The sequence below is a fragment of the Chthonobacter albigriseus genome (assembly GCF_013839445.1).
In the GTDB taxonomy this organism is placed as follows: domain Bacteria; phylum Pseudomonadota; class Alphaproteobacteria; order Rhizobiales; family Pleomorphomonadaceae; genus Chthonobacter; species Chthonobacter albigriseus.
This window is the reverse complement of record NZ_JACDIT010000007.1, coordinates 103,655-116,776: the sequence shown is the minus strand read 5'-3', so window position 1 is coordinate 116,776 and position 13,122 is coordinate 103,655. Positions and strand designations below refer to the sequence as shown.

General features: G+C 68.3%; 10 protein-coding genes. 2 read left to right on the top strand and 8 right to left on the bottom strand.

The window, feature by feature from the left end:
* Positions 1 to 47: 47 nt before the first annotated feature.
* The 3 genes from HZ321_RS17225 to HZ321_RS17215 all read right to left on the bottom strand — a co-directional run bounded on the left by HZ321_RS17225 (position 48) and on the right by HZ321_RS17215 (position 3,725).
* Positions 48 to 2,135, bottom strand: a complete 2,088-nt coding sequence (locus tag HZ321_RS17225; protein WP_181703630.1) for a molybdopterin oxidoreductase family protein — start codon at positions 2,133 to 2,135, stop codon at positions 48 to 50.
* Positions 2,136 to 2,278: 143 nt separating this feature from the next.
* Positions 2,279 to 2,701, bottom strand: a complete 423-nt coding sequence (gene ndk / locus HZ321_RS17220; protein WP_181703629.1) for a nucleoside-diphosphate kinase — start codon at positions 2,699 to 2,701, stop codon at positions 2,279 to 2,281.
* A 13-nt stretch (positions 2,702 to 2,714) separates the two neighbouring features.
* Positions 2,715 to 3,725, bottom strand: coding sequence for a hydrogen peroxide-inducible genes activator (locus tag HZ321_RS17215; protein ID WP_181703628.1), 1,011 nt, complete (start codon positions 3,723 to 3,725; stop codon positions 2,715 to 2,717).
* 129 nt (positions 3,726 to 3,854) lie between these two features.
* Here HZ321_RS17215 and HZ321_RS17210 point away from each other — a divergent pair, with 129 nt between their 5' ends.
* Positions 3,855 to 5,324, top strand: coding sequence for a catalase (locus HZ321_RS17210; RefSeq protein WP_181703627.1), 1,470 nt, complete (start codon positions 3,855 to 3,857; stop codon positions 5,322 to 5,324).
* A gap of 230 nt (positions 5,325 to 5,554) precedes the next feature.
* Complete coding sequence (locus HZ321_RS17205; protein WP_181703626.1) at positions 5,555 to 6,457, top strand: DUF4344 domain-containing metallopeptidase; 903 nt, start codon at positions 5,555 to 5,557, stop codon at positions 6,455 to 6,457.
* Positions 6,458 to 6,465: 8 nt separating this feature from the next.
* On the opposite strand, the gene pbpC is transcribed toward HZ321_RS17205, so the two are convergent.
* From pbpC to HZ321_RS17180, 5 genes are all read right to left on the bottom strand, one after another.
* A complete protein-coding gene (gene pbpC, locus HZ321_RS17200) occupies positions 6,466 to 8,529 on the bottom strand; it encodes a penicillin-binding protein 1C (RefSeq protein WP_244635955.1) in 2,064 nt (687 codons plus the stop codon).
* A gap of 73 nt (positions 8,530 to 8,602) precedes the next feature.
* Positions 8,603 to 9,781, bottom strand: a complete 1,179-nt coding sequence (locus HZ321_RS17195) for an NAD(P)/FAD-dependent oxidoreductase (RefSeq protein ID WP_181703625.1) — start codon at positions 9,779 to 9,781, stop codon at positions 8,603 to 8,605.
* A gap of 67 nt (positions 9,782 to 9,848) precedes the next feature.
* Positions 9,849 to 11,516 carry a thiamine pyrophosphate-dependent enzyme gene (locus HZ321_RS17190; RefSeq protein WP_181703624.1) on the bottom strand — a complete coding sequence of 556 codons (1,668 nt, stop codon included), beginning with the start codon at positions 11,514 to 11,516 and terminating at the stop codon, positions 9,849 to 9,851.
* Positions 11,513 to 12,703, bottom strand: coding sequence for a CaiB/BaiF CoA transferase family protein (locus HZ321_RS17185; RefSeq protein WP_181703623.1), 1,191 nt, complete (start codon positions 12,701 to 12,703; stop codon positions 11,513 to 11,515). The genes HZ321_RS17190 and HZ321_RS17185 overlap by 4 nt, the downstream gene beginning before the upstream one ends.
* Positions 12,696 to 13,112, bottom strand: a complete 417-nt coding sequence (locus tag HZ321_RS17180; protein ID WP_181703622.1) for a hypothetical protein — start codon at positions 13,110 to 13,112, stop codon at positions 12,696 to 12,698. Before HZ321_RS17180 ends, HZ321_RS17185 begins: the two co-directional genes overlap by 8 nt.
* Positions 13,113 to 13,122: the final 10 nt, after the last annotated feature.

Here is a 13,122-nt window from a genome sequence, read left to right as displayed (position 1 = left end):
TCGGAACCGCTCCGGTCGGCCGTAACCCGGCCGGAGCGGCGCCCACGTCAGCCGCGAGCGATCCACACCTTCGTGTCGTGGAAGGCAGCCCCGCCATAGGGCGCCACCTGCTCCGCGCCGGTCAGCGTGTTGATGCCGACGCCGCCCTCGTGCGCCTCGTTCGGCCAGATCCCCTCGGCGACCACCACGCCCGGCTGAATGCCGGAAAACACCTCGGCGTGCAGCACCACGCGCCCGCGGTGATTGCCGAGCACCATCCGATCGCCCGTCTCCACGACCAGCCGCGCGGCGTCGTCCGGATGGATTTTCACCGTCGGCCGGCCTTCCCGCTTCACTGAGGACCGAGTCTCAACAAAGGTGGAATTGAGGAACGACCGTGCCGGCGCCGTCACCAGGCGGAACGGATGCGTCTCGTCGGCGGCCTCGATCACGGGCCAGAAATCGGGCAGCGACGGCATGTCGGCCCACGGACCCATCGGCCCCATATTGGGCGCCTTCACCGTCGTCCAGTCCGGCTTGAAGCGGAACTTGCCGTCCTCGTAGCCGAACCCGTCGAGGTAGTGGGCGCGCTCGAACGGCGGCTGGCAATCGAGCCAGCGGTTCGCCTCCAAGTCGGCCAGACTCCCCCAGCCGGACGCCTTCAGCATCCAGTCCACGTGCTCGCGCGGGGTCATGTCGAAACCGGGGTGCACTGCCCCGAGCCGCCGGGCCAGCTCCACCTGGACGAAATGGTTCTCCCGCGCCTCGCCGGGCGCATCCACCACCTTGGGCCCGAACATTAGGTACTGGTGCCCGCCGCCCTTGTAGATGTCGTCGTGCTCCAGGAACATGGTCGCCGGCAGCACGATATCGGCCATCGCCGCGGTGTCGGTCATGAACTGCTCGTGCACGCAGACGAACAGGTCGTCGCGCGAAAACCCGCGGCGGACCTTCTCCTGCTCCGGTGCCACCGTCATCGGGTTGGTGTTCTGGATGATCATCGCCGTCACCGGCGGGCCGCCCGCGAGCGCAGCGGCCTCGCCGGTCAGGATGGCCCCGATGCGGGACTGGTCGAGCTGCCGCACCGTCGGATCCAACGCGTCGGTGCCCTCGATCATCGACTTGTTGAGCCGGTAGATCGCCCCGTTGTTGTGGAACGCCCCGCCGCCCTCGTGTTGCCAGGACCCGAGCACCGTGGCGATCGAGGCCGCCGCGTGCATGGAAACCGTACCGTTGCGGCTCCGCGTGAAGCCGTAGCCGAGCCGGAAGAAGGTCCGCTGCGTGGTCCCGACCAGCTTGGCGAACGCCTCGATCGCCTCCACGGTGAGCCCGGTGATCGCCGATGCCCAAGCCGGCGTCCGGCTGGCGAGATGCGCCTCCAGTTCCTCCGGCGCGTCCGCGTAGCGCGCCATGTAGGCCCGGTCGGCGTAGCCGTCGCGGAAGGCGACGTGCATGACCGCGCAGGCGAGCGCGGCGTCGGTGCCGGGCCGGAGCACGAGTCCGATGTCGGCCTGCCGCACCGTCTCCGTCTCGTAGACGTCCACCGCCACGATCTTCGCGCCCCGCGTCTTGCGGGCACGCACGGCGTGGGTCATCACGTTGACCTGCGTTGCGACCGCGTTGGTGCCCCAGATCACCACGCAATCGGCCAGCGCCATCTCCCGCGGGTCGGGCCCGGCGAGCCGCCCGGTTCCGGCGATGTAGCCGGTCCAGGCGGGGTTCGTGCAGATCGTGTCGAACTCGCGCGAATAGCGCTTTACATGCCGCAGCCGCTCGATGCCGTCGCGCTGAACGAGCCCCATCGTGCCGGCGTAGAAGTAGGGCCAGACGGTTTCCGCGCCCAGCCGCGCTTCGGCCGCAAGGAACGCCTCGGCGGTCCGGTCGAGAGCCTCGTCCCAGGAGATTTCGCGGAACTGGCGCGATCCCTTCGGACCGGTCCGCAGCAGCGGCTTCGTGAGCCGGTCCGGATGGTGGACACGCTCCGCATAGCGGGCGACCTTCGCGCAGATCACCCCGGCCGTATAGGCGTTGTCCTCTGCGCCCCGCACCCGCCCGATCGTCCGGTCGTCGATCACCTCCACCTCCAGCGCGCAGGTCGACGGGCAGTCGTGCGGGCAGGCGGAATGCGCGATGCGGGGCGTGACGGGGCGGTTCATGCGGCCAACTCCAAGCGATGTCGCACGAGATCAGGCGAAACGGTCAGGCCGGTCAAGCCCCGCGAGCCCCGATGGCTTCATCGGAAAAACGAAGGCCCGCGCTGGCGAGCGCGGGCCTTGAAAAACGACCAGGTCGCTCGCCGTCAGCCGACGATTTCGGTCTCGGAGAACCAGTAGGCGATCTCCTGCGCAGCGGTCTCCGGGGCGTCGGAGCCGTGCACCGAATTCTCGCCGATCGACAGCGCGAATTCTTTGCGGATGGTGCCTTCGGCGGCGTTCGCCGGGTTCGTCGCGCCCATCACTTCACGGTTCTTGGCGATGGCGTTCTCGCCTTCCAGCACCTGCACGATCGTCGGCGCGGACGACATGAACTCGCACAACTCGTCGAAGAACGGCCGGCCCTTGTGCACGGCGTAGAAGCCCTCCGCCTGACGCCGGCTCATCCACACGCGCTTGGAGGCGATCACGCGCAGGCCCGCCGCCTCCAGCTTGGCGGTGATGGCGCCGGTCAGGTTGCGACGGGTCGCGTCGGGCTTGATCATCGAGAAGGTGCGTTCGATCGCCATGTCTGCTTGCCTTTCAAGGGTGCCGCCGTCCGGTCGGAAGCGGCTCGAATGCCGAAGTCTGCGGGCTTATAGCCGCCGCCTCGTGCCGCGACAAGCCCGCCCGCCCACCCTCGCGATGCTCGGATTGGTGCCCGGACGCACAACGCGCCACCACGTCGCCAAGCCGTTCGAACAACGGCGTCAGCGGGCTGGAGCGTCGCCAGGCCAGCCCGACCGTCCGTTTCGGCTCCGGCCCGGCGAACCGGTTCAGCCGGATGGCGGACTGGTCCATCGCGGCGTTCTCCAGGAACATCTCCGGCAGCAGGGTGATTCCCTGCCCCGCCGCAACCAGCTGCAGGATCGTGGTGAGCGAGGTCAGCCCAGTGTTCCGCAGCTTGCGCATGTCGAGGGCGCCGCACACCTTGAGCGTCTGGTCCCTCAGGCAGTGCCCGTCCTCCAGCAGCAGCAGGGCTTCCGCCGGGATCTGCCCGGCGGAGTCGGCGCTTGCCAGCGCGTACGGCCCTTGTCGGGGGGTGGCGAGAAGGAAGCAGTCGTCGAACAGCGGCATCTCCTCCAGCGCCGGATGGTCGAGCGGCACGCTGGCGATCACGAGATCGAGGTCGCCGGCGACGAGCTCCTCCACCAACGTCCCCGTCACGGTCTCGCGCACGGCGAGCTCCATCCGGGGAAAACGGTCGCCCAGGATGGGAAGCAGCCGCGGCAACAGGAATGGCGCGATCGACGGGATCAGTCCCAGCCGGAACGGCCCGGCAAGGTCGCCGCTTTGCGCGCGGGCGTAGGACTCCAGGTCTCCCACATCGCCGAGGATCGCTCGGGCTCGCGCCGCGACCTCCGCCCCGACGCGCGTCAGCCGGGCTCCGGTCGGCAGCCGCTCGACGAGCGTCACCCCGAGGAGGGCCTCCAAGTCCCGGATTTGCGCCGACAACGCCGGCTGGCTGACGGCCGATCGTTCGGCGGCGCGACCGAAATGCTGTTCCGTGGCAAGGGCATCGAGGTAGCGAAGTTGGCGGAGGGTAATCTTCATAGGTTTGTCTTATCGCCTTCGTCCGAACTTGCGATTTGATCTTATCACCGTCCCCGGTCACAGTCACCGCCGAGCCGCAGGCCGATTCCGGTCCGCAGCCGAACGACTTTTCTCGTGGGGAGCCAGACAATGACCGATCGTCCGATCATGACGACCACGGCGGGCGCGCCGATCGCCGACAACCAGAATTCGCTGAGCGCCGGCCCGCGCGGCCCCGTGCTGCTTCAGGACTGGCAGCTGATCGAAAAGCTGGCGCACCAGAACCGCGAGCGCATCCCCGAGCGCGTCGTCCATGCCAAGGGCTGGGGTGCGCATGGCACCTTCACGGTCACCAACGACATCTCCAAGTACACCCGCGCCAAGCTCTTCGCCGAAGTCGGCAAGTCGACCCCGGTGCTGGTGCGCTTCTCCACGGTGGCCGGTGAACTGGGCGCAGCTGACGCAGAGCGCGACGTGCGCGGCTTCGCGGTGAAGTTCTACACCGAGGAGGGCAACTGGGACGTCGTCGGCAACAACACGCCGGTCTTCTTCATCCGCGATCCCCTGAAGTTCCCGGACTTCATCCACACCCAGAAGCGCCATCCCCGCACCAACCTGCGCTCCCCGACCGCCATGTGGGACTTCTGGTCGCTCTCGCCGGAGAGCCTGCACCAGATCACCATCCTCTTCTCCGACCGCGGCCTGCCGGTCGGCGTGCGTCACGTCAACGGCTACGGATCGCACACCTTCTCGTTCCTGAACGATGCCGGCGAGCGCTTCTGGATCAAGGTCCACTTCAAGACCCTGCAGGGCCATAAGCACTGGACCAACGCCGAAGCCGCCGAGGTCGTCGGCAAGACCCGCGAGTCCACCCAGGAGGATCTCTTCTACGCCATCGAGAACGGCGAGTTCCCCAAGTGGCGCGTCTGCGTCCAGATCATGCCCGAGCTCGACGCCGACAAGACGCCTTACAACCCGTTTGACCTCACCAAGATCTGGCCGCACAGCGACTATCCGCTGATCGAGGTCGGCGTGATGGAGCTGAACCGCAACCCGGACAACTACTTCGCCGAGATCGAGCAGGCCGCCTTCTCGCCGTCCAATATCGTTCCCGGCATCGGCTTCTCGCCCGACAAGATGCTGCAGGCGCGTATCTTCGCCTACGCTGACGCTCACCGCTATCGCATCGGCACCCACTACGAGGCGCTGCCGGTGAACCAGCCCAAGTGCCCCGTCCACCACTACCACAAGGACGGGTCGATGCGCTTCTTCCCCAACAATCCGAACCCGAACGCCTACTACGAACCGAACAGCTTCTCCGGCCCACGCCAGGCGCCCGAATACCGCGAGCCGCCGCTGCGCATCTCCGGCGATGCGGACCGCTACGACCATCGCGCCGGCAACGACGACTACAGCCAGCCCGGCGCCCTGTTCCGCCTGATGACCGAGGCCGAGCGCGAGCGCCTGATGGACAACATCGCAGCGGCGATGGGCGGCGTTCCCGCCGAGATCATCGAGCGCCAGGTCGCCCACTTTGCCAAGTGCGACCCGCGCTACGGCGAAGGCGTCGCCCGCCGCATGGGCGTCGCCGTCCCGCCGATGCCGGTCGCGGCCGAGTGACCTGACCGAGTTGGCCGCGCCACCCCCTCGTGGCGCGGCCACAAGCGCCCGGCCATCCACCGGCTGACACCCGGCCGGACGTTTGGAGCCGCCGCTCACCCCCTGGGTGGGCGGCGGTTTTCTTTGGTGCGGCCGTATCGGTCACGGCGTCTCTCGAATTCGCGACTTCGAAACCTGACGCTGCTACCCTAGTCGTCGGTGGTTCAAGTCGAACGGGGCACGCCTTCATCATGCGCAGCGTCTATTGGGCGGCGATAGCCGTCGTCATCCTGTCATCTCCGGCGCGATCCGCCGAACTGACCTACGAGGACCTGACCGAAGACGAGACGACGGCCGCCGTCGAGTACGTCGTCGGCAACGCCCTCTACACGATGCTGCATGAATCCGGTCATATGCTGATCTCCGAGTTCGACTTGCCAGTGCTCGGCCGCGAGGAGGACGCCGTCGACAACCTCGCCACGATCATGCTGCTCGAGGGCGGCTCAGAAGCTTTCGAGCAGGCTCTGGCCGACCGTGCCGACGGATCCTGGACCAAGCACGAGCTGGCCGCCGCAGCCGACGACGCGGAGGAGGATCATTCCGCCTACTACGACGAGCACGGCCTGGACCTGCAGCGCTCCTACCAGGTGATCTGCCTGATGGTCGGTCAGGATCCCGATCGCTTCAGCGACATAGCCGACAGCTACGAGCTACCCGCAGACCGGCGCGAACGTTGCGGCTGGGAGTACCAGCAGGTTTCCGACTCCTGGGCAAAGCTGCTGGAGCCGCACCAGAACACCGACGGCAGCGGCGCGGCGATCACGGTCTCATACGAGGAGACCAGCGACCCCGAACTCCTCTGGGCCTACACGGTGATCAAGGAAAGTCGCGTCCTGGACACCGTCGCTGAAACAATGGCTCAGCGCTACGTCCTAGAGCCCGGCATCACCTTCACGGCCAAGGCGTGCGGCGAGGCGAACGCCTACTGGTACCCGGCGAAGCGCGAGGCGACCTTCTGCTACGAATACGCCAACTTCTTCGGCCGGATCATGCTGGACTGGACCGCCGGCGAGCGGAGCGGCGCAAACGCCGAAGAAACCGAGGGAGCGGACGCTGGCGATGACACCAGCGACAGGCAGACGAGCGCGCAGTAGCCGGCGAGCTACTCCAGGAAGACGGTGACCCGGTCGGCGCGCCCGAGCGCGTCCACTACGCTGAGCGTCACGAAGCCGGATCCTGCAGGCGTGAACAGGATCTCGCGCGAGAAGGGTTCGCGCGCGATCGGCGCCCCGTCGGCAAACCACGTGAACGGCGCCCGCCCGTTCCGCACCTTCAGGGAAAGGCCAGCCCCGTTGCCGCCGAGGTCCACGCGAGCCCCGTCGGGCGGATAGGCGATCGCCGGCCCCGCGTTTCGGTCCGCCACCTCCGCCCGCGCGCCTCTCAGGCGCCGCAACGGCGGGGGCAACTGCGACGAGGTCGCGTTCAGGAGGCTCACCGGCGACGGCGGCAGGCGGGTGATCCCGCCGGCCCGCACGAAGGCGTCCGCCAGCACCGGCACCGCCACGTCCACGCCCATCAGTCCCGGCATTGGCGCGCCGTCCGGCCGGCCCACCCAGACCCCGATCACCAGCCGTCCGTCGTAGCCCATGGCCCACGCGTCGCGGTATCCGTAGGAGGTGCCGGTCTTCACCGCCACCCGCGCGTCACCCTTGGTCACGCCGGGTGTCCCGGCAAGAATATCCGTGACGTAGGCCGCTGCTCGGGCATCGAAGATCGGCTTCATCGGTTCCGCCGGCCGCAGCCCGCCCAGCCGCTCCACCAAGGGCACCGGATCGCCGCCGCGCGCCAGCGCCACATAGAGCGTCGTCAGGTCGGCGAGCGTCAGTCCGACGCCACCGAGGCCGATGGCCAGGCCCGCCGGCGACATGTCCGGAAAGCGCGGCGTCACGCCCGTCCGCTTGATCCGGCCGACCAGCCGGGCCGGCCCGACCTGCTCCAGCACCTGCACCGCCGGCACGTTGAGCGACAGCTCCAGGGCCCGGCGAACGGTCACGGTCCCGTGGAAGGTCTTGTCGAAGTTGCCGGGCGTATAGCCCCCGAAGGCGGTCGGCCGGTCTTCCACGAGGGTCGCTGGATGCGCGATCCCGCTCTCGAACGCCAGCCCATAGATGAAGGGCTTCAGCGTCGAGCCCGGCGAACGCACGGCGCGCGTCATGTCGATGAACCCGTCCCGGCTCTCGTCCATCAGCTTGGCTGACCCCACCGAGGCGAGCACGTCGCCGGTGGCGATGTCCGCCACCATGATGGCGACCGAAACCTTCGGCCCGATCGCCTCAGCCCGCTCTTCGGCGAGCCGCTCCAGCTTGCCCTGCAGGTCGCCGTCCAGCGTCAGCCGGATGATCGGCTCGGCCGGCGTTTCGCGGGCGACGCGGTCGGTCGTCTGCGGCGCGAGCATGGGAAAGGCGATCCGCCGCTCCGGCACCGGCTCCCCCATGGCGGCCTCGGCGTCGGCGCGGCTGAGAACGCCCGAGGCGACAGCCCGGGTGAGCACCCGGTCCCGCGCGATCTTCGCCGCCTGCGGAAAACGGTCCGGCCGTCGCGCTTCGGGCGCCTGCGGCAGCGCCACGAGCAGCGCCGCCTCCGCAGGCCGCAGCCGCCGCGGCTCGTGCCCGAAATAGGCAAGCGACGCCGCCCGGATCCCCTCCAGGTTCCCGCCGAATGGGGCGAGCTTCAGATAGGCGTCGAGGATCTGGTCCTTCGACACGAAGCGCTCCAGCGCCAGCGCGCCGACGATCTGGCCGAGCTTGCCCGGGACGTCGCGTGTATGCCGACGTTCGGCGAGCCGCACCACCTGCATCGTCAGCGTCGAGCCGCCCGAAACGATCCGCCCCGATGTGACCAGCTGCAATCCGGCGCGGACGATAGCGGTCGGGTCGACCCCGCGGTGTTCGGGAAAACGGTGATCCTCCGTCGCCTGCAGCATCGCCAGATAAAGCGGATCGACGGCTTCCACCGATGCCGGCAGTCGCCACAGGCCGTTCTCCACCACGAAAGGTCGAAGCAGCCGGCCGTTCCGGTCGAGTACCACGCGGGATGTCTGGACGAACAGATCCGCCGGCTTGGCAGCCTCCACCGCGAGCCGCAGCGCGATCGGCGCCGCCGACGCGGCGAGGCCGACGCCGATCATCAGCGCAATCAACAGTCGGGCACGCAGGCGGGCACGCAACGCGGCAAGGCTCCTTCTGGAGAGCCTATTCTAGCAGCGGTGCCGGAGAATACAGCCCCGCCGCAGGTCGTGATCAGACCACGTTCTTCTCCACCACCGGGCGACCATCCGCGATCCGGTCCGGCGACAACTCCGAAAGGTCGAGCGTGCGGTAGCCGCCGTGCACGATCAGTTCCGCGATGCCGCGCCCGACGGCCGGCGACTGCTGCAGGCCGTGTCCCGAAAAGCCGTTGGCGAGGATCAGGTTGGGCACCGCCCGCGTCGGGCCGAGCAGCACGTTGTGGTCGAAGGCGCACATGTCGTAGGTGCCCGCCCAGGCCCGTCCCGTCCGGATCCGCTCGAACGCCGGCACCCGCGCCGCCAGCGTCGGCCAGATCACCTCCTCGAACAGGCCCCACTCCACCTCGAAGTCGCCCTCCACGTCCGGGTCTTGGTCCGCCGGCGGAGCGGTACCGCACAGGAAGCCGTCGCCCTCCGGCCGCACGTAGACGCCGGTGGGATCGATCAGCAGCGGGCAGCGCTCCACCGGGTCGGCGCACTTGAAGGTGAAGATCATCCGCTTCTTCACATGGATCGGGATCTCGACCCCGGCCGCCCGCGCGATGGCGGCACCGCCCGCGCCGGCCGCATTCACCACCGTCCCGCAGGCGATCTCCGAGCCGTCCGAGAGCGTCACCGAGACGACACGCCCGCCGGCCGTCCTCACGTCCACGACGCTTGCCGCCCGGTACTCCACGCCGAGCGACCGCGCCTTGCGCCGGAACGCCTGCATCAGCCCGTATCCGTCGAACCAGCCTTCGCCGGTAAGCCCGTAGCAGCCGGCCGAGAGGTCGTCGACGGCGAGCCACGGGAACGTCGCCTTCAAGGCTGCAGGGTCGAGGAAGGCGATATCCGCGCCGAGCCCGACCTGGATTGCGTGGTTCTCCTCCAGGATCTCACGCCCCGCGCCGGTTGCCAGGAACAGGTATCCGCCTTCGTGCAATTGCACGTCCGGCCGGTCGCCGTCCACTTCCAGGATGTCGCCGATCGAGCGCAGGAAGGCGATGCCGTGGAGCGAGATCTTGACGTTCACCGCCGACGAGAACTGCTGGCGGATGGACGCCGCCGACAGTGCCGAGGCGCAGGTCTGGTAGGAGGGATCCTTCTCCACCACCAGGATCGACCCGGTGAAATCCGGATCCGCAGCCAAGTGATAGGCGACCGAAGATCCGGTGACCGCTCCGCCGATGATAACGACGTCATAGCTCTGCATGGGGGTATGCTGGTGTCCTTGGGAGGCCGAGGCTCGCTCCGGTCCTCCAGGTTGAGGTTTCGGGCCGTCAGACCCCGCGCGAGATCTCGTCCAGCGTCTTTGCCGGCGTGATCGCCTGCGGGTCGATCAGACAGTGCAGGATCGCCGGCAGGCCGCTCGACCGGGCCCGCTCGAAGGCCGCGACGAACTCCTCGGCCGTGCGCACTGTCTCGCCGTGCCCGCCGAAGGCACGGGCATAGGCCGCGAAATCGGGGTTCTTCAGCGCCGTTGCGGACGGGCGGCCCGGGTAGGTCCGCTCCTGGTGCATCCGGATCGTCCCGAACATCCCGTTGTCGACCACGATCGCGATGATCGGCAGGCCATACTGGACCGCGGTGGCGAACTCCTGGCCGTTCATCAGGAAGCAGCCGTCACCGGCGAAGGCGACCACCGGGCTCTCCGGCCGCTGCCGCTTGGCCATCACCGCCGCCGGCAGACCGTAGCCCATCGAGCCGGAGGTCGGCGCAAGCTGCGTCGCGAAGCTGTTGTAGCGCCAGTAGCGGTGCACCCAGATCGCGTAGTTTCCGGCACCGTTGCAGACGATCGTGTCTTCCGGCAGATGGTCCCGCAGCCAGCGCATCACGTCGCCATATTGGAACGCGCCCGGCAGCGTCTTCGGCGTCTCGGTCCACGCCTTCCAGTCCTCGCGCGCCGCCCGGGTCCGCTCCGCCCAGGGGATCGAAACCGGCGGATGCACCGTCTCCAGCGCCGCCGCGAAGGCATGCGCCGAGGCGACGATGCCAAGCGCCGGCTGGTAGACGCGGCCGATCTCCTCCGGATCCGGATGGACGTGCACCAGCTGCTGCTTGGGCGCTGGAACGTCGATCAGCGTGTAGCTCGACGACGGCATCTCGCTCATCCGGCCGCCGATCAGGATCAGCACGTCGGCGTCCTTCACCCGCTCGGCCAGCTTCGGGTTGGGCCCGATCCCGACGTCGCCGACATAGTTCGGGTGCTTGGCGGGGAACAGGTGGGAGCGGCGGAAGGAGGTCGCGACCGGCAGGTCGAACCGCTCCGCAAACCGGATCACCTCGCGGCAGGCCCGCTCGCTCCAGCGCGAGCCGCCGAGGATCACCAGCGGCCGCTTCGCCGACCAGAGCATCTTTTGCAGCCGCATCATGTCGGTGAGGCCCGGCCAGGTTTCCACCGGCTCCACCTTCGGCGCATCCGCGACCGCCACGGTCTCGGTCAGCACGTCCTCGGGCAGCGCGATCACCACCGGGCCAGGCCGGCCCTGGCAGGCGACGCGGAAGGCGCGGGCGATCAGTTCCGGAATGCGGGCGGGATTGTCGATCTCCACCACCCATTTGGCCATGGTCCCGAACACGGCCTTGTAGTCAACCTCCTGGAAGGCCTCGCGCTCCTTCATCCCGCGCTCGACCTGCCCGACGAACAGGATCATCGGCGTGGAATCCTGCTGGGCGATGTGGACGCCGGGGCTGGCGTTCGTCGCTCCCGGACCGCGGGTCACGAAGCAGATGCCCGGCCGGCCGGTCAGCTTGCCGTAGGCTTCCGCCATCATCGCCGCCCCACCCTCGTTGCGGCAGACCATCACGTCGATGGAGGCGTCGTGGAGGGCGTCGAGGACGGCGAGGTAGCTTTCACCCGGCACGCAGGTCAGCCGCTCCACCCCCTGGGCGATCAGCTGGTCCACGAGGATCTGTCCGCCGGTGCGGGTCTTCGTCTCTGAACTCACAGGGTATCTCCGCCTCGATCTTGCGTCACCGCGATGGATTTGAGGATGTCGGCCGTGTCGGCCCCGAGCTTCGGGCTCGGACGGTCCGCCGCCATCCGGACGCCGTCGATCACGATCGGCGACGCGACGGAGGGAACCACCGCACCATCGTCACCGGCGAGCGCCAGTTTCAGCCCGCGGTGGACGACCTGCGTATCGGCGAACACGTCGGCGACCGTGTTGATCGGCCCCGCCGGAACGCCGGCCGCCTCCAGCCGCGCCAATACGTCGACCCGGGTCAGCGCCTTCAGGAAGGGGGCAAGACGGGGCACCAGATCAGCCCGCAGCCGCACACGGTCGGCGTTGCGGGAATAGGCGGCGTCGGCGGCGAGCTCGTGCGCACCGATCACGGCGCAGAACTTCTGATACTGGCCGTCGTTGCCGACCGCGACGATGACATGGCCGTCACTGGTTTCAAACACTTGATACGGAACGATATTCGGATGGGCGTTGCCGAGCCGGCGCGGCGCCTTGCCGGAGGCGAGGTAGTTCATCGCCTGGTTAGCCAGCATCGAAACACCGACGTCGAGCAGCGACATGTCGATGTGGCCGCCCTCCCCGGTCTCGTCCCGACGTCGCAACGCCGCGAGGATTCCGACGGCAGAATAGACACCAGTGAAGACGTCGACGACCGCAACGCCGACCTTCTGCGGTTCGCCGGCCGGGTCGCCGGTGATGTCCATCAGCCCGCACATCCCCTGGATCATGAAGTCGTAGCCGGCCCGCGCCGCATAGGGCCCGTCCTGCCCGAAACCGCTGATTGAACAGGTGATCAGGCCGGGATTTCCCGCCTTCAGGCTGTCGTGGTCGAGACCGTACTTCTTCAGTCCGCCGACCTTGAAGTTCTCGATCACCACGTCGCAGTCCGCGGCAAGGCGCCGGACCACCGCCCGGCCCTCCTCGGTTTCGAAGTCGATCGCGATCGACCGCTTGCCGCGATTGCAGGCGTGGTAGTAGGCCGCCCCCCAGCTTTCGCCGACGGCATCGGAGATGAAGGGCGGACCCCATCCCCGGGTGTCGTCGCCGGATCCCGGTCGCTCCACCTTGATCACCTCGGCGCCAAGATCGGCAAGGATCTGCCCCGCCCAGGGTCCGGCAAGGATCCGCGCGAGTTCAAGGACCCGAACACCGGCAAGAGGCTTAGACATCGGCGGACCTTCGCGGCACGAACAGCGGGATCAGGGCGAAGACGACCTGGGCGGCAAGTCCGACCAGGCGTGGCGGGGAACCGTATTCCTGCAGGTTCTGCGGGACGTTATTGCCGAAAGTTCCAGTGCCGACCAAGCCCGCGAGCAAGGTTTCGGCGACCAGCAGGAGGCCGAAGGCGACGAGGCCCACCGCCAGCCGATCCGCCAGCGCGTCGCCGACACCGAACCGGCGAACCGCCCATCGCGACCCCAGCGCCGAGATCACCAGCATGATCGGCACCTCGAACAGCACCGCGGCCAGTTCGCCGAGCTTCGGCGCCAGCAACAGGACCCGGATAGTTCCGAACACCATGCCGAATCCAAAGGCGATGGCGAAATAGGCGATGGCGGCCCGGATCGGCGGGGTCATGGCGGCCCTC

Excerpts from the sequence above, each read along its gene's own strand:
- HZ321_RS17225 (WP_181703630.1), bottom strand. The coding sequence starts at position 2,135 with ATGAACCGCCCCGTCACGCCCCGCATCGCGCATTCCGCCTGCCCGCAC.
- ndk (WP_181703629.1), bottom strand. The coding sequence starts at position 2,701 with ATGGCGATCGAACGCACCTTCTCGATGATCAAGCCCGACGCGACCCGT.
- HZ321_RS17215 (WP_181703628.1), bottom strand. The coding sequence starts at position 3,725 with ATGAAGATTACCCTCCGCCAACTTCGCTACCTCGATGCCCTTGCCACG.
- HZ321_RS17210 (WP_181703627.1), top strand. The coding sequence starts at position 3,855 with ATGACCGATCGTCCGATCATGACGACCACGGCGGGCGCGCCGATCGCC.
- HZ321_RS17205 (WP_181703626.1), top strand. The coding sequence starts at position 5,555 with ATGCGCAGCGTCTATTGGGCGGCGATAGCCGTCGTCATCCTGTCATCT.
- HZ321_RS17195 (WP_181703625.1), bottom strand. The coding sequence starts at position 9,781 with ATGCAGAGCTATGACGTCGTTATCATCGGCGGAGCGGTCACCGGATCT.
- HZ321_RS17185 (WP_181703623.1), bottom strand. The coding sequence starts at position 12,703 with ATGTCTAAGCCTCTTGCCGGTGTTCGGGTCCTTGAACTCGCGCGGATC.
- HZ321_RS17180 (WP_181703622.1), bottom strand. The coding sequence starts at position 13,112 with ATGACCCCGCCGATCCGGGCCGCCATCGCCTATTTCGCCATCGCCTTT.